A 20,016-nucleotide genomic window follows, 5' to 3' on the forward strand; every position below is an offset into this window, starting at 1 on the left:
TGCGGTGCGAGAGCCAAGCACCGTCTTCCGCTTTCCGAGAGAACGTATACGTGCACCGCGTGCGGAGTCTCCTCTCCCAGGGACAAGAACTCCGCCCGGGTGATGCTCGTCCGGGCTGGTCTCGCCCCGGCTAGTGCTGATCTTGTAAGCCCTGCCCGTCGCTGACGGCCAGGCGAAGTGAGCTAGGAATCCCCGTCCTTTAGGGCAGGGAGGATGTCAACAGCTTGGCTGCTATCCAGGCCCACTCCGTCAGCATGGGACCGACCATAGCCCACCCCGGTGCTCCCGGAGGAGGCCTCGTCGCGGACCCGGGTGGTGGTGGAGAGCGGTTTCGGCCGCGCGAAAGTTCGAGTGGGAAAGGTGTTTTGACGATGCGTCGACTGAGGTGCCCTGCCGCGGTGTGTCGGGTCAGGTCTGTTCGTTCCCGGTCCACGCGCGGAGCTTTTCCGGGTTGCGGACGGCCCAGATGCGGGTGACGTGATCGCCGCTGGTCTCGAACGCGGCGACGGTCACGGTGACGCCGGAGTGCTGGGCGACCAGGCCGGGGCGGCCGTTGACCGTCCGTTCCAGGAGCGTCAGGCCGGGGGCTTTGCCGGCGATGTGGATCAGGTACTGGGCGATGCTCCTGTCGCCTTCGAGCGGGCGCAGGACAGCGCCGACCAGGCCGCCGCCGTCGGCGGTCATCGTGGCGTCGGGGGCGAGGAGGGCGATGAGGGTCTCGATGTCCTTGGACTCCCAGGCCTCCTTGAAATGCCGTACCAGAACGGCCTGGGCGGCCGGTGAAGCCTGCACGGCCGCCGGAGCCGGTGGAGCTGCCGGAGTCCGTGCGACGCGGATGCGGCGACGGCCCGAGGACGCCAGCTGCCGGCACGCCGCGGGCGTCCGGTCGACGATCTCGGCGACCTCGGCGAAGGGGTAGCGGAAGACGTCGTGCAGGACGAACGCGACGCGTTCGGCCGGCGTCATCGACTCCAGTACGACGAGGAAGGCCATGCTCACCGACTCGTCCAAGGTGATCCGATCGGCGGGGTCGGCCGGCTCGGACCTGCCGGTGCCCGCCGGCCCGCCGATCCACTCCGAACGGTCGGGCAGCGGTTCGGGTATCCAGGCGCCGACGTAGCGCTCGCGCCGGACCCGCGCCGAGCCGAGCACGTCCAGGCAGACGCGGCTGGCCACCGTCGTCAGCCATGCGCCGGGTGACGCGACGGCCGCCTGCTGCTCCCGCGACATCGCGTACCAGCGGGTGTAAGTCTCCTGTACGGCGTCCTCGGCCTCGGACAGCGAACCGAGGAGCCGGTAGGCGAGATTGATGAGCTGGCGCCGCTCGCCGACGATCGTGCTCAGCTCCGGCTCGAGGTCCGGCTCGGACCGGTCGTGCGCTGACTCGGATGGGGTGCTCATGGTCGCTCCCTGGTTCTTCGTCGTCCGCTTCTGCTCTCGCCCCTTCGACGAAACCCGGCGCCGGACTGTGAGGTCGGCGCCGCACCTCACATTTCACGGGCCTGCGTCGTCGGACTGCCGAGACCCTACCGATCCGCCGCCGCGAGGCAGAAGAGACGGGACCACATCATGGCCGTACAGACGACGACAGCACCGGGCGGAATCACGTTCCTGCGCGTCGCCATCGCCGTGCAGACCTTGGCGATCCTCTTCCAGGCGGTCACCGCCGGACTGCTGTTGTCCTCGGCCCACGGCGAGGTGCTGCACAGCGTCGGAGCGCGCGTGATGTACGGCGCGTCGATGTTGTACGTGCTCGCCGCGATCCTGGCATGGCGGCCGGGCGGCGGGTCTCCCCGCCCCATCCTGTACGCGGCGTGCTTCCTCGCACTCGCCTCGGTGCAGGTGGTCCTCGGCGTCGCGCACAAGCCGGCGTTCCACGTCCCCCTGGGCGTCCTGATGTTCAGCCTGAGCGTGCTGGCGTTGCGACAGGCGTTGCCCGGCGCCTCTGGTGCCGACCCGCTGCGACGCACCCCGTGACGCCCGCCGAGCTTCGAGGGCCCCGAGCCGTACCGTCAGCGGCCCGTCTGCGGGCTCGGGCCGGGGCGCCGCAGTGTCGGTGGTGTCTGGTACGAAGGCCCTGTGACGGAGGCCCTGTGACGGAGGACGAGATCATCAAGCGGCTCATCGAGCAGAATGCCGGAGAGCGGCCTTCGCCCGCGCCTCCGGAGGCCGTGTCCGGGCTCGAAGCAGTTGTGGGGCACCCGATGCCGCCTTTGCTCAGACGGATCTATCTCGAGGTCGCCGATGGCGGGTTCGGCCGCTGGGGCGGTGCCCTGTCGCTCACCGAGTACCGTGACGAACCGCCCGTACTGGAGGCGTACCTCGGGTGGCGCGAGGGTTATGGCGCGGACTATCCGACACCGGTGGTACCGCTACTGCCCTGGGGCTGCGCTATCTGGTCGCTCGTCGACTTCAGCACTCCCGAGGGGCGGATGTGGGGCTGGGACCCGAACGGCGCGTGCTTGCGCCACTCCCTCTTTCCCGAACCGTTCACCCTGTCCGAGCGGCTCACCGGCTGGCTGGACGGCCGGGAGGACTTCCCGCAGCCGTCCAACCGGGCTGACTGCTCGGAGTGAGCGGTTCGGCATGGCGGTATGGCTATGACCTGACGCGAATGATTGCTCGGGACCAATGGGTCACCCTGAAATCCGCAGACTGGTGGCGGCTCGTCACGCAAGGTTTCTTGGGGGATTCTTGACCGGGAAATCGCAGCAGGCGTCCGCCGAGTTGGACAATCCGGAAAAATCATCAAATTTTCACATTTTGCACAATCGATGCTTGTGCATTGCGGAGGTGAGGATGACGATGGACCGAGGGGTACTTCGAAAGAAGGTTGGTCATGTCATTCCTCGGACAGTTCCAGTCCTTCGGGCGGTTCCGTGACGACTGGGGCGGCGGTGGTCGCGGTGGCGACTACGGCGACTTCGGCGGTGACCGTGGCGGCTACGGCGGCTACGGAGGCTACGACGACTTCGGCGGCGACTTCGGTGGCGACCGTGGCGGCTACGGCGGCTACGGAGGCGACCGCGGCGGCTACGGAGGCTACGGAGGCCGGTGGTAAGGATCGCTTCCCTGTGAGAGCGGGCCGGGCACGTGTGCCCGGCTTTGCCGTGTCGGCCGGGAGTGACCCCATGCGGCCCCGCGCCGGCAGTGCGTGTGGAGATCTTCCCTTCTCGGAGCAGGGCCTCTTTGATCGGGAGTTCCTCTCAATCCGGAAGTGATCTGGGCTCGGGGACGAGCGAGAAGACCGTGAGATGACGAGGAAACACAGGCTTCGGTCGGCTCTGCGACGCTTGCTCACGGTCGCCGAGACCTCCGATGTGGTCGCCGCGGCACCGCCGGTCCCGCTCCAGGCGATCTTCCGGCGGTTCTGGCCTTACACCAAGGGCGGCCGCCGATGGCTGGTGGTGCTGCTGGCCCTGGTCGCGGTGGGCCCGGCGATCGAGGCGATGGAGATCTGGCTGTTCAAGATCGTCATCGATGACATGCTCATTCCGCACCGGCTGGACCTGTTCCTGCCGATCGCCCTCGCCTATGTGGGGCTGACCCTGCTCTCCGGAGTACTGGGCTTCGCCCGCCGGGTCATCTCCACCTGGGTCAGCGAACGCTTCCTGCTCATCCTGCGGTCGGACGTGTTCCGGCACATCCAGGGCCTGTCACTGGGCTTCTTCGAGCGCCGGCGGCTCGGCGACGTGCTGTCCCGGGTGACCGGCGACGTGGACGCGGTCGAGACCTTCCTGCTCTCCGGCATCGTCAACGCGCTCGGCCAGGTGGCGCGGCTCGGCATCTACGTCGGCCTGCTGCTGGTGCTGCGCTGGGAGCTGACCCTGGTCGCGCTGGTCGCCGCGCCGCTGTTCTTCCTCACCGCCCGCCGCTTCGCCAAGCTGATCCGGGCGGCCTCGCGCGAACGCCGCCGGCGCAGCGGCTCGATCAGTGCGGTCGCCGAGGAGACGCTCGGCAACATCGCGCTCGTCCAGGCGTACAACCGCCAGGACTGGGAGCACGCTCGATTCCAACGCGAGAGCGTCGGCCGGTACCACGCGGCGATGGCCTCGACCAGGATCGGAGCGCTCTACGGGCCGGCGGTCGACTTCGTCGAACTGCTCGGCGGCCTGGTGGTCATGGGCCTCGGGGCCTGGGAACTCGTGCACGGCCGGCTCACCTTCGGTGGCCTCATCGTCTTCCTCACCCTGCTGAGCAGGCTCTACGGCCCGATCCAGAGCATGTCCGGACTCGGTAACACCTTCTACGCGGCCTCCGCCGCCGCCGAGCGGATCATCGAACTGCTCGACCAGCGTCCACAGGTGACCGATCCCGTCACCCCCCGGCCGCTCGGCCGCGCCCGGGGCGGCATCGAGTTCGACGACGTCACCTTCCGTTACCCGGAAGTGGAGGCGCCCGCGCTGTCGGGGGTGTCCTTCGAGGTGGCACCGGGGGCGACGCTGGCCCTGGTCGGCGCCAGCGGCGCGGGCAAGTCCACCGTCGCCAAGCTGCTGCTGCGCTTCTACGACCCGGACGACGGCGCGGTACGGCTCGACGGCCTCGACCTGCGCGACCTCGCCCTCACCGACCTGCGCGAGAACGTCGCGGTGGTGCTCCAGGAGACCCTGGTCTTCCACGGCACCGTCCGGGAGAACATCGCCTACGGGCGCCCCGAGGCGAGTGAGGCCGAGATCCTGGCGGCGGCCCGGGCAGCGGACGCCCACGAGTTCATCACCCGGTTCCCGGACGGCTACGACACCCTGGTCGGCCAGCGCGGCCGGCTGCTCTCCGGCGGCCAGCGCCAGCGCCTCGCGATCGCCCGCGCGATGGTCCGGGACGCCCCCGTCCTCATCCTCGACGAGCCCACCACGGCCCTGGACGCGGAGTCGAGCCAACGGATCATGGGCCCGCTGCGCCTGCTCATGGCCGATCGCACGACGATCATCATTTCGCACAACCTGCTGACCGTTCGCGACGCCGACCAGATCGTCCTGCTCGACCAGGGCCGGATCGTCGCCCACGGCACCCACACGGAGCTCCTCCTCCGCAGCTCCGTCTACGCGGGCCTGCACCGGTTGCACCACCCACCGGGCGAGTCCGTGGAGGCCGTCCCCTGAGTCGTCGCCCGGGCGTACCGACCTCGGTACGGCGCTGGCTGAGGCCTCGGTGCGGGCCTGGCCGAAGCCTCGGCCGGGCCCGGCTGGGGCGTACCGGTGGGGGAGCAGAAGGTCCGCGCCGGAAATCAGCTGACCGGCGCTGCTCCGGCGGGCTCTCGCCCTGCCTGTCGATGTTCGGAGCACTACGTGGCGAATCCGGTTGAGCAGTACCGGTCGCCTGGCGCTAGATGATCTTCGCGTTCGAGGAGTGACGATGAGGGTCGGGCCGTGGGTCGGGGGGTCTCTCGGGGCTCGTCGCGGAAATCGGGTTCTGGCTCAGGTTCTGTTCTGTGGCTGGTGACAATAGGTCACAGAGTTCGCCTCGCGGAGACGTGATCAATAGGGTGTCTCAGGCCGCGGTGACGGGCCGCGCGCACATGTGAACGCTCGGCAGGGCCTTGTCCGAGCTCTCCGAGAGGCACTGCTGATGCACCCGGGTGTTGCCCGACTGGCTGGGATTCTGCCGCCGCACTCCGGAGCCGGCGATCCCGTCGACTGGGACGAGGCGGCTCGTAGGTGGGGCACTTCGTTCCCGGCGGACTACCGCGACTTCGTCTCCACCTACGGTGGTGGGTCGATCAATTGCTCGCTCTCCATAGGGCTGCCGCTGGAGGTTGCCCAAGGCCCTCGCGGTCCCCTGAGCTTCGAAGAGCTGATCGAGTGCGGGTATGAGCTGCTCGACCTGGAACCCGACGACGGCCCGGCCCTGCGGGGGAGGATCTCGTGGGCCGTGGATTGCAGCGCCAGCCAGGCGTTCTGGGACACCACGGATCCGGATCCCGACAGATGGACCACCCTCGTACTCACCCGCGATGGTGACTGGGTCGCGTACGACTGCGGCATGGTCGACTTCCTCGTGGGGTTCCTGACCGGCGAGATCAGTCCTCAGCCCATGGGCATGTTCTCCCCGGACCAGCCGATCTTCCTGAACTGGCGGGAGGAACGACGCCTCAAGGAGGCGGGCATCGATCCCTGGCCTCACCTCTGACTGTCCGAGCCGGCACAAGGAGTTCCTCGCCCCCGACCTGACGGGTGCCCTGTCGGCTGCTGCGAAGCCAGGTGCTCCAGTGGTCGATCTCGGCCACGGCGCTTCGGGGCTGTTGGTAGATTCCTGGCGTGAGTGAGCAACTGCCCGGCGGTGGGATCGAGCTGTCGGCCAAGGAGGTCGCGGCCCTCGACGACAGGTGGTCATCGTGCTGGACGCCGGAGGAAGTCGCGCGGCGGTTGGCGGGGATCGGCACGCCGTGGTGTGTGGCCGCGGGGTGGGCGCTGGACCTCTTCCGGGGCGGGCAGGCGCGTGCGCACGGGGACATCGAGATCGCGATTCCGGCCGCGAGCTTTCCCGAGGTCCGCTGCCGCTTCCCCGGGTACGTCTTCGACGCGGTGGGCAGCGGCCGGATCTGGGAGGACGCCGCACCGGGGGTGCTGGCCGCCACCCATCAGACCTGGCTGCGCGATCCGGCCACCGGTGACTACCTGCTCGATGTGTTCCGCGAGCCGCACGACCGGGACGTCTGGATCTGCCGGCGCGATGAGAGGATCCGCTTTCCCTACAGCGAGATCATCCGCCACACGGCAGATGGCATCCCGTACCTGGCGCCCGAGCTGGTCCTGCTGTTCAAGGCCAAGCACCTCCGCCGGAAGGACCAGGCGGACTTCGACAGGACCGTCCCGCTGATGGCCCCGGCGCAGCGCGAGACCCTGGCCGAGCTGCTCGCCTGCGTCCACCCCGGGCATCCCTGGCTCGCGGACCTGTAGCCCCCGCGCCGGCGGCTCGCAACGGCGGGACGTGGCCCCTGCGGCGGGGCCGGCGCCGCGCAGTGGTCGGCGCGGGGGCTTTCCGGGTCTGCGGGGAACGTCAGCGGACGACGTCGAAGACCTGCTTCTGCAGACCGTTGGGGTAGACCTCGTGCTCGACGAGCGTCAGCTTCTGGGTGTCCTTGTCGGTGGTGCTGAACAGGCGCTTGCCCGCGCCGAGCAGGAGCGGGAAGACGAGCAGGTGGTAGCGGTCGACCAGACCGGCGTCGGAGAGGGCCTGGTTCAGGGTCGCACTGCCGTGCACGATGATCGGGCCGCCCTCGGTCCGCTTCAGTGCGGCAACCTCGTCGAGTGAGCGCAGGATCGTGGTCTCGCCCCAGTTCGACACCAGGTCGTCCTCGGTGAGGGTGGTGGAGACGACGTACTTCGGCATCACCTTGTAGTCGGCGAAGTCCGCCATGTCGGGCCACACCGAGCTGAAGGCCTCGTAGCTGACCCGGCCCAGCAGCATCGCGGTGGCCTCCTGCTGCTCCCGCCCCTTGATCTCGAAGGCCTCGGGAAGGAACTCGATGTTCTTGAAGGTCCAGCCGGAGTTCCGGTAGCCGGGCTCCCCGCCCGGGCCTTCCACAACGCCGTCGAGCGAGATGAAGGCGGTGCTGATCAGGGTGCGCATCTCTGGTTCCTCGGTGTCTCGGGTCTGGATTCTTCCGGGTCTGCCGACCTGGTCGGCATCGGATGCCCTGCTGCCGGCCGCCGATGTGATCAAGGTAGCCGGGCCGGCCGAACGAGGCCACCAGCCGGGGCCGCGGTGCGTTGCCGTCAGCCCCTGGGGAACTCGCCGCCGTTCACGACGAGATTGCTCCCCGTCAGTCAGTCAGTCAGCCAACCAACTCGCCCGGCCGGACAGGAGGAACAGCACCGCGTCGGCGATGTCGTCGGGTTGGCCGTCGCGCCCCAGTGGGGGAGTGGTGGTGTCCTGGCCCGGCCTCGCGTCCAGGCGCGCCCACTGCTCGCGCGTCGCTAGGCGCTATAGGGGCGTCCTATGGCGTGCCGGTTCCGTCGTACGCCGTCGCAGGCTGCTCACCCTGTGGCCCCGACGTGCTCAGCGGCCGCTCGTGCGTGACGGTCTGATGTGACATCAGATGTGGTGTGTGGGTTGAGAGTTGGGAAAGTGAGGTGCCGAGGGCGCAACGGTGGCGCGTTCGTCAACTTTTACTTTCCCCCGCCCGCCCCCGCATAGTGACGGCCCGAACCCGAGAGGAGGCCCGTCGTGCCGTACAGCGATGACCGTGCCGAGTGCCAGGTGCAGGCGGAAAACGTGCAGGTGGGGGCTGTGTGCGCCGAGTACGACCGGCGTCTGGAGCAGGCGCGCGCCGAACTGGCCCGTACCCTCGCCGCGCCCGCCGACGGCGCCGGGGCCGTGTACGAGCGGGACGTGGCGGCCGCGCGGTGGGCCGGGGAGGTGCGCCGCCTGGAAGGCGCCGGCCACGGGCTGGTGTTCGGCCGCCTCGACACCGCCGACGGCACCGCGCTGCGGATCGGGCGCCTGGGCCTGCACACCGAGGCGGACGAACTGCCGCTGCTGGTGGACTGGCGGGCCGAGGCCGCCAGGCCCTTCTACGAGGCCACGCCCGTCCACCCGATGGGCCTGCGGCGCCGGCGCCACCTGCGTCTGGACGGCCGCACCGTCGCCGCCGTCAGCGACGAACTGCTGGACGGCTCCGACCCCACCCGCGAGGACGTGATCGGCGACGGCCCGCTGCTGGAGGCCCTGTCGGCCCGGCGCACCGGACGCATGGGCGCCGCGGTCGCCACCCTCCAGGCCGAGCAGGACGCGATCGTCCGCTCCCGCCACCGGGGGGTGACGGTGGTGCAGGGTGGCCCCGGCACCGGAAAGACGGTGGTGGCCCTGCACCGCGCCGCGTACGTGCTGTACGCCTTCCCGCGCGCCGCCGAACGCGGCGTCCTCGTGCTGGGTCCCAACGCCCGCTTCCTGGACTACATCTGTCAGGTGCTGCCCTCGCTCGGCGAGAACGACGTCGCCCTGGCGACCTGCGCCGACCTCGCCCCCGCCACCCCCGGCCCGGCGGTGCCCGAGGAGCCGCAGACCGCCCGCCTCAAGGGTGACCCCGCCCTCGCCGACGCCCTGGCCGCCGTGGTCCGCGCCCACCAGGCCCCGGCGGCGGACGGCCTGGCCATACGGGTCGGCCAGGAGGAGGTGCACCTGCCGCAGTCCGACCTCGCCGCCGCCGCCCGCGCCGCCACCGCCGACGGCCTCGCCCACAACCGCGCCCGGGACCTGTTCAAGGACCTGCTGGCCGACGCCCTCACCCGCGCCCTCGAACGCGACACCGCCGACACCCTCGACCAGCTCGACGCCGAGGTCGCCCAGCTCACCGGCCTCAACCTCGACCGCGTCGCCGCCGCCGATCTGCGCCGGCTCGGACTGGACGGCTCATGTGCCCGCAGCGCCCCGGGTACCGATGATGCCCCGGGTACCGACGACACCGCGGGTACCGACGACACCTTCGACGCCGAGGCCGTCCGCGCGGCCCTGCTGGACGACCCGCACCTCGACCGCGTCCTCGACACCCACTGGCCCGCCCTCACCCCGCACGACGCCGTCCGCGCCCTGCTCACCGACCCCGCCGCCGTCGCCGCCCACCTGCCCCACCTCTCCGACGACCAGCGCGCCCGCCTGCTGCGCGCCCCCGACGCCCCGTGGACCGACGCCGACCTGCCGCTGCTGGACGAGGCCGCCGCCCTGCTCGACGGCCCCCCGCAGCGCAGTTGGGGCCACGTCGTCGTCGACGAGGCCCAGGAACTCACCGCGATGCAGTGGCGCGCCGTGCTGCGCCGCTGCCCCACCCGCTCGATGACCGTCGTCGGCGACTTCGCCCAGGCCGGCCCCGCCGCCCAGGCCCGCGACTGGCACGAGGCCCTCCACCCGCACACCGGGAGCCGCTTCGACCTGCACACCCTGACCGTCAGCTACCGCACCACGCAGGAGATCCTCGCTACCACCACCGACCTGCTCGCCCGCATCGCCCCCGGCCAGGCCCGCGCCCGCGCCATCCGCCACGGCGAACCCCCGCGCACCCTCACCGCTCCGGCCCACGGCCTCGCCGCCGCCGTCCTGGCCGAACTGCGCGCCCAGACGGCCGCCCACCCCGGCGACCTCCTCGCCGTGGTCTGCGCAGACGCCCGCCTGCCGGAGCTGGAGGCCGCCGGCCTGCCCGGACACGTCCGCCTCGTCCCCGCCTCCGAGGCGCGCGGCCTGGAGTTCGACGCCGTCCTCGTCGTCGACCCCGACCAGATCACCGCCGCCCGCCCGGCCGGCGAACGCGACCTGTACGTCGCCCTCACCCGTGCCACCCGCCGCCTGTGCGTGCTCAGGACCGCGGGGTAGGCCGGGCGGGAGCGGGAGCGGGTTCGGCCCGGTAGACGGTGAGGTGCCGGCCGGGGCGCTGGGTACCCGGGCGGCACCGCCTACCCCGCTCCGGTGCATGCCTCCGCCTCCGCCAGGTACCGCGCCACCGGGCCCAGCGTCAGCATTCCGCTGGCGGCGCCGGCATGTTCCGCACGGGCACCGCGCAGGGCAGCCCCGGCGCGTGCGGCGATTCCGGGCTCGCCGAGGCGTACGGCGGCGCGGGCGGTCAGGCACCACATGGCCTCCTGCATGTGGTCACGCGCCGGTTCGGGCACCGCGGCGAGCGCGGTACGGGCCTCCTCGACCCGGTCCTGGGCCAGCAGCACGAGGGGGCGCGCCCAAGCCCGGTACGGGCCCCAGTCGAGGTGCGGGTCGGTGGGCGCGGGCCGGTCGTGCAGCAGGCGCAGTCCGAGGAGCGCGAGCGCGAACAGGCCGCGGTGCAGCCCCGGCATTCCGGCCCGCTGGAGGGCGTTCTCGGCGGCCCGGTAGTGCGCTGCGGCCGTGGCGGCGGTCGGCCCGCCCGGTTCGGTGCTGCGGGCGGCCGTGGCCCGGGCCCGGAACCACTCGGTGAGGACGGCGACGAGGGGCGCCTCGGTGGTGGCGGCGAGCCGCTCGGCAGCCTCGGCGTGCGAGGCCGCGGCGTCGAGGTCTCCGAGGGCCGAGGCGGACTGGAGGCGGACGAGTCGGCCGAGTACGGCGAAGTTCGGCAGCTCGTGCCGGGCGGCCAGATCGAGGATCTCGGCGCCGATCCCGTCCCGTACCGCCGCGAGCCCGGGGCGGGCGAAGGACTGCAGGAACACCCCGTTGAGGGCGAAGACCAGCAGGGCGGGATCGGCCAGGCCCCGCGCCAGCGCCTCCGCCTGTTGTGCCGCCTGCCGCGCGCGGCCCAGCTCGGCCGCGGACAGGTCGGCGCTGCGGCTCTCGACGGCGACCGTGGCCAGGAGGCGGGCCGACAGGTCGGCGGGGCCGTCGGTGCCGTCGGTGCCGAGCGCGGTGAGCGTGCGCTCGGCAGCCGCGACGACCGCGCGGGACTGCTCGGGGTCGTCGGCCCGGCTCCAGATGGCGGGCACGTCGTAGGCGCCGATGATCCGGGCGGTCAGGGAGAGGTCTCCCGTGCGTTCCGCCGCCTGAATGGCGGCGAGGCGGTCGCGTCGCGAGTGGACGAGGGCGTCGCCACCCGCCAGTGCGAGGGTGCGGGCCAGATCCACGGTGGTGCGCGGGCCGAGTCGGACGCCGGGGCCGCTCCACCCGGTACGGGCGCCTTCGAGGGTCGCGGCCCCGTTGAGGATGTCCGTCTCCAGACGCCGGAGTTCGGCGCCAGGGTCGAGTCCGAGTTGATCGACAAGCATCGCGCGGGCGCGGCGGAGGGTGGCCAGCGCGTCGGCCTGGCGGCCCGCGCGGTACAGCGCGCGGGCCAGCAGCCCCCAGGCCGGCTCGCGCCACGGGTGTTCGGCGACGTGGGCGCCCAGTTCGGCGACGAGACCGGCCCCTTCGCCGGAGTCATAAGAGTCACCGGAGCCACAGGAGTCACCGGAGTCACCGGATTCATTGGAGTCGAGGAGGAGGCGGGCGCGCAGTTCCACCGCCTCCAGCCGCAGTTCCTCCAGCCGGGTCCGCTCGCGTTGCGCCCATGCGGCGCCGGTCACGTCGGCGTACGCGGGGCCACGCCAGTCCTTGAGTGCCGCGCTGAGGTCGGCCACCGTGTCGGGGTTGGGCACCGTGTCGGGTCCGGTCACTGTGTTAGGGCGGCGGCGGGAGCGGGCCAGGGTGTCCTGGAAGCGGTGGGCGTCCACGTCCTCACGCGGCAGGCGCAGCGCGTAGCCGGGCCCTTCGGTGACGATGACGCGCGGCGGATCGCGGGGCGGCCGGTCGGGTTCGAGGGCGCGGCGCAGCGCGGCGACGAACGTACGCAGAGCGCCCACGGCGCGGGCCGGTGGATCGGTCCACAGGTCGTCGACGAGGGTGTCGGTGGTGACCATCCGCCCCTCGGCGGCGACGAGCCGGGCGAGCACCTCCCGATGGCGGGGGCCGCCCAGGTCGATCGGGCTGCCGTCGTCGCGGAAGGCTCGCACGGCACCGAGCACGTCGATTCGCATGCCCCCATCCTCCGTGCCGGGGGTCGGCTGCGCTTGACCGTACTGATCGGTTGCTGATCGGCCCGTAGTGACCGGTCTGTGCTGGCGGCCGGTACTGATCCGTTGCTGATCGCCGTCGCCCAGGCTGGTCCGGTCAGCCCCCGACCGACAAGGATGGCCCTTCATGACGCTCACCATTCCCGGCTTCGATCACGTCCGCCTGCCCGGTGCGGACGGGGTGGAGCTGGCTGCCGCCGTCGGCGGCAGCGGGAGCCCGGTCGTGCTGTTGCACGGTTTCCCCCAGACCCACCTGATGTGGCGCCACGTTGCCGAGCGGCTCGCCGACGAACACACGGTGATCTGCCCCGACCTGCGGGGCTACGGCGCCAGCGACAAGCCGGCTGCCACCGACCCGGAGGTGTACGCCAAGCGCACCATGGCCGCCGACGTCGTGACCTTGGCGGCCGCCCTCGGCCACGAGCGCTTCGCCTTCGTCGGCCACGACCGGGGCGCCCTGGTCGCCTTCCGGGCGGGGCTGGACCACCCTGAGACCGTCACGCACCTGGGCATCCTCGACGTCGTGCCGACCCTCGACATGTGGAACGTCCTGCACGGCGTCCCGGCGGCGGTCGGCTACCACCTCTTCCTGATGGCGCAGCCGCCGGGCCTGCCGGAGACGATGATCGCCAACAGCGCGGACGCGTTCTTCGGCTCGTTCCTCGACTCCTGGGCCAACGACGCGACCGCCGTTCCCGAGGATGTCCGTGCCGAATACCTGCGGGCGAGCGCGGCGGCGGTGACGTCGATCGTCGCGGACTACCGGGCCTCGGCGGGCATCGACGTCACGCACGACCGAGCGGACCTGGACGCGGGGTCGCAGCTGGCCATGCCCGTGACGGTCGTCCAGCAGGACTGGGGCGCGCAACTGGGCTACGACGCGGCCGCGGTGTGGAAGGCGTGGGCGCCGGACCTCGACCACCGGCTGACCCGGGCGGGGCACTTCATGGCCGAGGAGGCTCCCGACGAGATCGCGGAGGCGATCCGGGAGCTGCTGGCCCGCTGAACCGCCCGCTCCCTGCTCGCCGACTGACCGACCGACCGACCGGGCCAGGGTCGGTCGGTCGGCGAGCCTTGGGCTTTCTCGGTGGTCGGGAACCTCTTCCCGTGTCGGGTACCCGCCCGGGTCGGTGTCAGGTGTGGGTGCCGTCCGCCGGGGGCTCGTCGGCGAGCTCAGCGAGCTCGGCGGCGTAGCGAGTGGCGGCCTCCGCCAGCTTGCGGGTCTTCCGGTCCGGTTTGTCGCCGAGGTGGTCGGCGACGGCGCGGCGGGCGTCTTCGAGGGTGCCGCCGAAGTCGCCGCCGAGCAGTTCGCGGGTGATCACCAGGGAGTTGTCCGCGGCCATGTGCTGCCGGGACATCCGTAGCTGGACCTCGTCCATGCCCTCGCGCGCGAGCACCTCCCGCAGTTCCTCGATCAGCGGGGCCAGCCACTGGGCGCGCAGTGCGTACTCGCCGTGTTCGGCGAAGGTCGCGTGGAGCCCGGCGAGCAGCTGCGCCGGGTACTCCTCCACGGGTCCGGTGAACTGCGGGTAGTCCTTGGCGAATTCGTCCCAGTCGACGTAGAGCCCGGAGATCTGCTCCGGGAGGAGCGGGCAGCGCGACCAGGTCTCGTCGGACTGGGTGAAGACCTGCCGCAGCAGGTCGTAGGGCACCTCGTCGGTGCGCGAGAGCAGGATCGCGTCGTAGAGGTCCTTGCCCTGAGGGTGGTCGTCCGAGGCCAGCCAGAGGATCTTCCACGCGAGGGAGAGCTGTGGCGTGGCGGCGAACAACCGGCCCGTGACGCCGGGGAGCTGATAGGACTCCGGGGGGACGGGCAGGTGTTCGGTGAAGACGAAGTCCAACTGGACGGCCCCGCCCGGGACTCCGGGTGCCGACCACGGCAGGACGAGCCGGCGCCCGGGAATCCGGCTGTACGTCCAGATCTCGTCGCTGACCGCCTGGTCCGCGTGCAGCCGCACCGTGCCCGAGAGCCGTTCGGCGTCGGCGGCAAGCTCCTCGAACATGCGGTCCGTGCGCTCGTCCTCCAGCTGCCAGTCCGTCGGGCGGACCACGAAGTCCAAGTCCCCCGGCTCCCGCGCCTGCTCGCCGTACCAGGCCCGCAGCAGGACGCTCCCGCGCAGGACCAGGTGCTCGGCCCACTGCGAACCGGCGACGGCGGACAGCACGGTGTTCAGCGCCTCGCGCCGCGCGGCGAGCCACCGTTGAGCGAGCTGCGGGTCGGTGAAGGCGGGTTCACTGGGCCGCAGGGCCCGGGCGTACCCGGCGAGGGCGGGGTCGAAGACCGGCTGCTGGCTCACCGCCTCGTCGTCGATCGGCCGGACGCTCCTGGGCAGGCCCCGGTCCTCGCGGACGTCCTCCGGCGGTGGCTGCCGGGGAAGCAGGACGCCCTGCCACGGCCCGTATTGCAGTTCCTCCCACGCCACTGGCGACTGGGGCTGGTCCTCGGTCATCGCGGGTCTCCCTCTTGCTCTTGCTCGTGCTTCTGTTCGCGTTCGTGGTTCTGCTCGTGCTCGTGCTCGCTGATCCATCCCTCGTCCAGGGCCTCGTCGCTGTCCACGGCGACGAACTCGCGTTCCACTGACACCACCTCGCGACCGTCGGCGGCAAGGCTCAGGAGCAGCGCCTCCAGACGGCGACCCGCGGTGCTCAGGCCGACCAGGCGGCACCGCTGGGTCACGAACCACTCGCGCCGGCCGTCGTCGCGTATTCGGCGCGGGTTGTGCGACAGGTGCGCGCCGTGGCGGACGGCCAACTCGGCGAGGTCCGCGAGGCGGGCGGGGTCGGCGAGACGGGCGGGGTCGGCGAGACGGGTGAGGTCGGCCGTGGGAAGCGGGCCCGGAAGCAGCAGCTTGACGTGGTGCTCGAAGTACCGGCGCGCCCCGTGCGGCACGGCGTCCTCGTCCGAGACCGGAACGCCCTCCGCCCACGGCGTGGCCTCGATCTTCGTCCGCAGGACAGTGAACCCGGCCCTCGCCAGCCGGCCCGTGGTGCGGGACGTCGCCGCAGCGACCTCGTCCAACGAGCCGTTGGCGCGCAGGGTGAGCATCGGCTGCGATGGCGCCGCACCGCGCGCCAGCAGGATGTGGGTGAACTTCAGGCCATGACCGTCGGCCCACCCGACCAGCGCCTCGGCGGCGCCGGGCTCCACGGTCAGGTGCACCTCGAAGTCACCCCGGAGGTCGGGAGGACCGGACCGGTCGTCACGGTGCTGGTCAGGACGGATGGCGAGCATGGGAGCATCCTGCCAAGCCCATACGACAACGCCTCGCGCGCCCGGGTGCGCAGCGAGCTGATCCCCTCCGCGCGAGTCCGTGACCTTCTGTTCTTGTCGCCGAAGCTCCGCTGGCCAGCCGGACCGGCCTTCGGTGGTTGATGCTGGTCAGCGGCGTTCTTGGCCCTCATGCGCCGTGGATGTGCCCTCGTCGTTTCCGCATCGGTCTCCAGCGCCGTCCGCTGAGGGCGGGGTTGCTGTGTCGGTGGGTCAGTTGGTGGCGGGCGAGTTGTTGGTGCTGCGGTCGTCGAGGACGATGTGCGGCTGGTGCAGGCGGTCGGTGCCGGCCTGCTCGTCGGCGGGCCGGGTGCTGTTGATGACGGCGGCGATGCGTTCGTAGCTGGTGACGGCGAGGGCCCACGTTCCGATGCTGGTGTTGGTGCCGTTGCCGACTCCGCTGTAGACGGTTTCCCGGAGCGCGTTGAGGAGGGCGATGGTGCTGGGGCCGGACAGGATCGTGTCCTCGTTGCCGTCGTTGACCGGCTTCGAGAAGTGGTCGGCGCCCTCGGCCTGGGCGGCCAGGAAGTCCCAGGTCTCGGGGTGGCAGGAGATCGCGACGGTCTTCACGGCTGCGGCCTTGAGAAGGGTGTTGACGTGGTTCTCCCAGAGGAAGGGCTCCGGGATGAGACCGGACACGTCGTCGGCGCGGCCGCTCGGGAGGTCGTCGATCACGGCTTGGTCCGGCGTGACCGCTTCCGTGTTCTCCAGATCGACCTTCGTGTCCTGCTCCGTGGGGCCGGAGGGACGGAACCGGTCTGCGAGTCGGACGGCGACCTGGGCCGCGATCTGGTTGAGCTGGTCCTCGGCGAGGACGTGCGGGGCGGTCGGCGCGTCGTCGGCAGGGGTGGTCTCGGACACGGTTGTCTCCTCGCTGTCGGATTCCGCGGCCTCGCCGGTCACGGAGGGGGAGGCCGGCTCTGCGGCGTGCTCTGCGGCCTGCTCGGATGCCGGGGGCTCGGCTTCGGGGAGCTCGTTGGCACCAGGGGAGTTGCTGCTGCTGGCATCGCCGCCGGGCGGGCGAACGGCTTCCGTCGGCTGGCCCACGGCTTCGGGGGAGTCGACGGCGGGCCGAGGCGCCTCGGCGGGGCCGTCGCCGAGGGGGCCACGGCCACTGTTCTGCCGAGCGCTGAGTTCGTTGCGAAGGTTGCCCAACTGGCGATGGAGGCTGCGGTTGGCCTCCTGCTGTTCTCTGGCGATCGCCTCGAAGAACTCGTCGCGGTGTTCGCTCAGGCCGGCCGCCAGCGTCGCGGTGAATTCGGCTCGCAGGCTGTCGGTGTGGTTGCGGATCTCCTCCAGGCCGGCCTGAAGGGCCGTCCCGACTTCTGCGCGTAGCAGTTCGACCTGGTGGGCGGTGCCCCTCGCCATGTCCCCTCCTGATCTCGCGCACCCGTAGAGGTGGCGGCGGGTACAGCGTGGCGGCAGGGGCCCGTGCGCGATGAGTGGATCGGTGGGACTGTCGAGAACCCGTCGATCACCGTCTGAAATCGGATCATCACGCAGATGTGTCACATTGTCGGTTGATGGACCGAATGGACCGTCATGCTGGTGTTCGTCACGGTGGGGACTCCTTGTCGGAGTTCCGGAGGATGTCGGTGGTCCAGGCGGGCCTGATCGCGTGCCAGCTGTACCGGTAGCCGTTGGTGCCGTGGTGGGGCGTGGTGAGGATGTGGTGGAACTCGCACCATGCGGCGAACTCCCGCCAGGAGCAACCGGGAAGACCGCGTTGCTCGGGATGGCGGTTGTAGGCGGCTACGGTCCGCCGGATGGTGTCCTCGGGTAGGGGGCCGGCGGTCATCGCGATGGTGACGATGATCTTGGCGAGGTCGTAGCCGAAGGGGGCGAGGGTGAGGGAGTCGAAGTCGATGACGGCGACCGTGGTGTCGGTGATGAGGAAGTTGCGCGGGTTGGCGTCCTTGTAGAAGGCGGCGGGCATGGTGGCGGCCTGCTCCAGCCAGCCGTCGATCGCGCCGGGGGTCAGGAGCGGGGCCGGTACGGTGCCGGTGGCCAGCAGTCGGTGGAGGCGCTCGCGGCGGCTGTCGGCGAAGTCGGCGATGGTGACGTCGGTGGTCGCGACGTCGGCGATGGTGACCTCGGCGGTCGTGGCGTCGCCGCTGGTGTGGTCGGCGCTGGTGTGGGGTGTGTTCAGGTGGGCGGCGTGCAGGTCGTGGGTGTGGGCGGTGGTGTGCTGGTGGCCGAGGAGGTCGGCCAGGGTCAGCAGGTCGTCGGGGGTGCCGTGGTGACCGTCGAGGTGCTCGAAGTCGATCGCGGTGGGGTGGATGTGGACGACTCGGGGGATGCGCACGTCGGGGTTGGCGCGGGCGATCCAGCGGTGGTGGGCCAGGGAGCGCTGCTGGGTGTGGGGCTCCGTGAACGTCTTGGTGAAGATCCGCATCATCGTGTGTGCTCCTCCTCAAACGTGGCCACACCGGCCCCGCAGGCCCGCGCTGCTACAAGGACGGTACCGGCGCACGGTGGACGTTCACAGGTGGCCTCGGCACGGTATGAACAGCTGCGAGTCGCTCTTTGAAGTGCCAGGGGGCTGGCGCTGGACCTCGGCAGCGCGCGCCTGAACTCGGCGCTGAGGAAGGGCTATCCGACAATGGCCAGTCTCCCCAGGTTCATGCCGGCGGTCGTCGCGGCCCGCAGGGCAGTCCTGGCGCAGGCCACACCGCGGCGGGTGGCCGCCTCGCCCCCACCGACGGCGGGCGTTCGTGTGCCGAGGCCTGCGCATGTGCGGCAGATGCCGGGGTGGGGGACGGGGTCGTGGCATTTGGTGCACTCGGTGTAGCGGGTTGCTGTGGGCCGCTCGGCGGGTTGGTCGGGTGGCATCTTGTGCTGCAGGCGGTAGCGGAGTACGGCGGTTGCCGAGTGCATCGGAGTGGGCAGGCCCGGCAGCAGGGCCTGGGTGAGGTCGGCGGGTGTGCTGCCGCGTTCGAGCCATTGGGCGACCAGGGGTGCGAGTTCGTGTGCTTCGGCCTCGCCCAGGTGCAGGCGTGGTTCGGGGCGGATGACTCGGAACAGGGTGGCGACCGCGTCGCGGAGTTGTTCGTCCGGTGTGTCGTCTTCGGCGGCTTCCTCCCGTTCTTCCGTCCCCGGGGTGGTGACGGGCTTTCGGGACTGCCGGGAGGGGTGGGTGGGTTCTTTCGCCGGGTTCTTTACCAGGGTGTCAGCGCCGCCGGTGGTCGCTTCACCGGGCGCCGGGCGGGTGGTACCCGGCGGCATCGGCTGTGGGGTGTCGTAGACGTGGGTCTCGGTGATGATCGTGCCGTCGGGCATCCGGATCTTCTCGACCCGGTAGAAGCCCGCCTCGGTCAGCTCCTTGAGCGCCTTGCGGATGGCGCCGCGCCCCTGGGGGCTGGTGTCCGCCATGTGCCGGCCGTCCTCGCGCCAGCCGTCCGGGCGGGAGAGGAGGTCCGCGAGCAGACCGCGAGCGGTGTAGGACAGCCGCCGGTACTGCAGCATGGTGTTGGGCAGCACGGTGAAATCGCGCACGTGGGCGCTACGATGGACGCGCATTGGGAGTTCTGTCTCCTGATGCCGGACCCCGGAGCGTTGGCGCGCTGCCGGGGTCGCCTATTTGTGGTTAGGGCACGGAACGTAGCACGCACACCGATCGAAGGTCGACACGGTCGGCGAGCGCTCACGTTCACACGTCAGTCGGTCAAGAACGGCCTCACCTTGATCGTTGATTAGCAGTCAGATTCTCCGAGACTGCGGACCCGACTGTCGGGTGGTGCTACTCCTCGCCGACCTTCTTCTTCAAGTCTTCGAGATCCGCGTGGACCTTCTTGATGTTTTCCAGCCTGCTGTCGAGTTCGGTCGGGATGATGTCCTTCGGCTTCGACCCCAGGTGTGGTGCGGGGCTTTCCTGCTGCGCTGCGCTTTCGTCCTCGTGGTTCTGTTCCTGGTCCTCTGAAGTCATGTTCTGTGTCTCCTGGGTTGTTCGGCGGACGCGGGCTGTGAAGTTCTGGCCCTGCGCCGGTGCTGCGGCGTCTGCCGTTTGCAGGCGTACCAGTGGCGCGAGGCAGTCGGTGAGATCAGCTTGCCAGTGACAGGACCGAGGGGAAGGAGATTTCCCCCATGCGGGTGAAGCAGGGCGACCGTGTCCGGGCCGTACCTGGACGGCCCCACCTGCCACGAGCCGGTCCGCAGCTTCCGGGTGATCCCGTTCGGCACCGCCCGGTCGTCGCTGCGCGGCGCTGTTATGCCGGGGGCGTGCAGGTCTGCTTGCTGGAGTACTTCCACGAGGCGAACTGCCGTATTCTCAGCCGGAGTTCCAGTTTCTGG

General features: G+C 70.9%; 17 protein-coding genes and 2 pseudogenes. 9 read left to right on the top strand and 10 right to left on the bottom strand.

Translation table 11 applies throughout. The features are described 5' to 3' along the window. Nucleotides 1–165 (top strand): annotated as a pseudogene (locus AB0R04_RS37135) (RNA-guided endonuclease TnpB family protein); the annotation flags it as partial. A 243-nt stretch (nt 166–408) separates the two neighbouring features. Here the strand turns inward: AB0R04_RS37135 and sigJ are convergent. Further along, nucleotides 409–1,401 (bottom strand): RNA polymerase sigma factor SigJ, encoded by a 993-nt coding sequence (sigJ, locus tag AB0R04_RS37140; protein WP_363378360.1) that lies wholly within the window; start codon nt 1,399–1,401, stop codon nt 409–411. A gap of 168 nt (nt 1,402–1,569) precedes the next feature. Between sigJ and AB0R04_RS37145 the strand changes: the two genes are divergently transcribed. The 6 genes from AB0R04_RS37145 (at nt 1,570) to AB0R04_RS37170 (ending at nt 6,896) form a co-directional block, all read left to right on the top strand. Beyond that, entirely contained in the window at nt 1,570–1,977 is a 408-nt protein-coding gene (locus AB0R04_RS37145) for a hypothetical protein (RefSeq protein ID WP_363378362.1), read from the top strand. 116 nt (nt 1,978–2,093) lie between these two features. Continuing rightward, nucleotides 2,094–2,576 (top strand): hypothetical protein, encoded by a 483-nt coding sequence (locus AB0R04_RS37150; RefSeq protein WP_363378364.1) that lies wholly within the window; start codon nt 2,094–2,096, stop codon nt 2,574–2,576. Nucleotides 2,577–2,839: 263 nt separating this feature from the next. After that, on the top strand, nt 2,840–3,061 hold the full coding sequence (locus AB0R04_RS37155) for a hypothetical protein (RefSeq protein WP_363378366.1): 222 nt from the start codon (nt 2,840–2,842) through the stop codon (nt 3,059–3,061). Between the two features lie 232 nt (nt 3,062–3,293). After that, nucleotides 3,294–5,099 carry an ABC transporter ATP-binding protein gene (locus AB0R04_RS37160; RefSeq protein ID WP_363378368.1) on the top strand — a complete coding sequence of 602 codons (1,806 nt, stop codon included), beginning with the start codon at nt 3,294–3,296 and terminating at the stop codon, nt 5,097–5,099. 466 nt (nt 5,100–5,565) lie between these two features. Next, nucleotides 5,566–6,126, top strand: a complete 561-nt coding sequence (locus AB0R04_RS37165; RefSeq protein WP_363378370.1) for an SMI1/KNR4 family protein — start codon at nt 5,566–5,568, stop codon at nt 6,124–6,126. 128 nt (nt 6,127–6,254) lie between these two features. After that, nucleotides 6,255–6,896, top strand: a complete 642-nt coding sequence (locus AB0R04_RS37170) for a hypothetical protein (RefSeq protein ID WP_363378371.1) — start codon at nt 6,255–6,257, stop codon at nt 6,894–6,896. Nucleotides 6,897–6,996: 100 nt separating this feature from the next. On the opposite strand, the gene AB0R04_RS37175 is transcribed toward AB0R04_RS37170, so the two are convergent. Both AB0R04_RS37175 and AB0R04_RS37180 read right to left on the bottom strand, forming a co-directional pair. Beyond that, nucleotides 6,997–7,569: a dihydrofolate reductase family protein gene (locus AB0R04_RS37175; RefSeq protein WP_363378373.1), complete on the bottom strand. Its 573-nt coding sequence runs from the start codon at nt 7,567–7,569 to the stop codon at nt 6,997–6,999. Between the two features lie 201 nt (nt 7,570–7,770). After that, nucleotides 7,771–7,917 (bottom strand): annotated as a pseudogene (locus AB0R04_RS37180) (short-chain dehydrogenase); the annotation flags it as partial. Between the two features lie 312 nt (nt 7,918–8,229). Between AB0R04_RS37180 and AB0R04_RS37185 the strand changes: the two are divergent. Beyond that, the gene (locus AB0R04_RS37185) at nt 8,230–10,305 is read left to right on the top strand and encodes an ATP-binding domain-containing protein (RefSeq protein WP_363378404.1); all 2,076 of its coding nucleotides are present in this window, start codon (nt 8,230–8,232) and stop codon (nt 10,303–10,305) included. Nucleotides 10,306–10,385: 80 nt separating this feature from the next. Here AB0R04_RS37185 and AB0R04_RS37190 read toward each other — a convergent pair whose 3' ends face one another. Beyond that, complete coding sequence (locus tag AB0R04_RS37190; RefSeq protein WP_363378375.1) at nt 10,386–12,422, bottom strand: AfsR/SARP family transcriptional regulator; 2,037 nt, start codon at nt 12,420–12,422, stop codon at nt 10,386–10,388. A gap of 163 nt (nt 12,423–12,585) precedes the next feature. Between AB0R04_RS37190 and AB0R04_RS37195 the strand changes: the two genes are divergently transcribed. After that, a complete protein-coding gene (locus AB0R04_RS37195) occupies nt 12,586–13,464 on the top strand; it encodes an alpha/beta hydrolase (protein ID WP_363378377.1) in 879 nt (292 codons plus the stop codon). A gap of 127 nt (nt 13,465–13,591) precedes the next feature. Here AB0R04_RS37195 and AB0R04_RS37200 read toward each other — a convergent pair whose 3' ends face one another. The 6 genes from AB0R04_RS37200 to AB0R04_RS37225 all read right to left on the bottom strand — a co-directional run bounded on the left by AB0R04_RS37200 (nt 13,592) and on the right by AB0R04_RS37225 (nt 19,651). Continuing rightward, nucleotides 13,592–14,908: a nucleotidyl transferase AbiEii/AbiGii toxin family protein gene (locus tag AB0R04_RS37200; RefSeq protein ID WP_363378379.1), complete on the bottom strand. Its 1,317-nt coding sequence runs from the start codon at nt 14,906–14,908 to the stop codon at nt 13,592–13,594. Next, a complete protein-coding gene (locus AB0R04_RS37205; RefSeq protein WP_363378380.1) occupies nt 14,905–15,690 on the bottom strand; it encodes a hypothetical protein in 786 nt (261 codons plus the stop codon). The genes AB0R04_RS37200 and AB0R04_RS37205 overlap by 4 nt, the downstream gene beginning before the upstream one ends. A 249-nt stretch (nt 15,691–15,939) precedes the next feature. After that, nucleotides 15,940–17,094, bottom strand: coding sequence for a hypothetical protein (locus AB0R04_RS37210; protein WP_363378382.1), 1,155 nt, complete (start codon nt 17,092–17,094; stop codon nt 15,940–15,942). 187 nt (nt 17,095–17,281) lie between these two features. Continuing rightward, a complete protein-coding gene (locus AB0R04_RS37215; RefSeq protein WP_363378384.1) occupies nt 17,282–18,124 on the bottom strand; it encodes a phosphotransferase in 843 nt (280 codons plus the stop codon). A gap of 194 nt (nt 18,125–18,318) precedes the next feature. Then, a complete protein-coding gene (locus tag AB0R04_RS37220; RefSeq protein WP_363378386.1) occupies nt 18,319–19,245 on the bottom strand; it encodes a hypothetical protein in 927 nt (308 codons plus the stop codon). Nucleotides 19,246–19,465: 220 nt separating this feature from the next. Continuing rightward, nucleotides 19,466–19,651 (bottom strand): hypothetical protein, encoded by a 186-nt coding sequence (locus AB0R04_RS37225; RefSeq protein ID WP_363378388.1) that lies wholly within the window; start codon nt 19,649–19,651, stop codon nt 19,466–19,468. Nucleotides 19,652–20,016: the final 365 nt, after the last annotated feature.

The sequence above is a fragment of the Kitasatospora sp. NPDC056731 genome, assembly GCF_040687675.1.
Classification (GTDB): Bacteria; Actinomycetota; Actinomycetes; order Streptomycetales; family Streptomycetaceae; genus Kitasatospora.

Excerpts from the sequence above, each read along its gene's own strand:
- sigJ (WP_363378360.1), bottom strand. The coding sequence starts at position 1,401 with ATGAGCACCCCATCCGAGTCAGCGCACGACCGGTCCGAGCCGGACCTC.
- AB0R04_RS37145 (WP_363378362.1), top strand. The coding sequence starts at position 1,570 with ATGGCCGTACAGACGACGACAGCACCGGGCGGAATCACGTTCCTGCGC.
- AB0R04_RS37155 (WP_363378366.1), top strand. The coding sequence starts at position 2,840 with ATGTCATTCCTCGGACAGTTCCAGTCCTTCGGGCGGTTCCGTGACGAC.
- AB0R04_RS37165 (WP_363378370.1), top strand. The coding sequence starts at position 5,566 with ATGCACCCGGGTGTTGCCCGACTGGCTGGGATTCTGCCGCCGCACTCC.
- AB0R04_RS37175 (WP_363378373.1), bottom strand. The coding sequence starts at position 7,569 with ATGCGCACCCTGATCAGCACCGCCTTCATCTCGCTCGACGGCGTTGTG.
- AB0R04_RS37190 (WP_363378375.1), bottom strand. The coding sequence starts at position 12,422 with ATGCGAATCGACGTGCTCGGTGCCGTGCGAGCCTTCCGCGACGACGGC.
- AB0R04_RS37195 (WP_363378377.1), top strand. The coding sequence starts at position 12,586 with ATGACGCTCACCATTCCCGGCTTCGATCACGTCCGCCTGCCCGGTGCG.
- AB0R04_RS37200 (WP_363378379.1), bottom strand. The coding sequence starts at position 14,908 with ATGACCGAGGACCAGCCCCAGTCGCCAGTGGCGTGGGAGGAACTGCAA.
- AB0R04_RS37205 (WP_363378380.1), bottom strand. The coding sequence starts at position 15,690 with ATGCTCGCCATCCGTCCTGACCAGCACCGTGACGACCGGTCCGGTCCT.
- AB0R04_RS37210 (WP_363378382.1), bottom strand. The coding sequence starts at position 17,094 with ATGGCGAGGGGCACCGCCCACCAGGTCGAACTGCTACGCGCAGAAGTC.
- AB0R04_RS37215 (WP_363378384.1), bottom strand. The coding sequence starts at position 18,124 with ATGATGCGGATCTTCACCAAGACGTTCACGGAGCCCCACACCCAGCAG.
- AB0R04_RS37220 (WP_363378386.1), bottom strand. The coding sequence starts at position 19,245 with ATGCGCGTCCATCGTAGCGCCCACGTGCGCGATTTCACCGTGCTGCCC.
- AB0R04_RS37225 (WP_363378388.1), bottom strand. The coding sequence starts at position 19,651 with ATGACTTCAGAGGACCAGGAACAGAACCACGAGGACGAAAGCGCAGCG.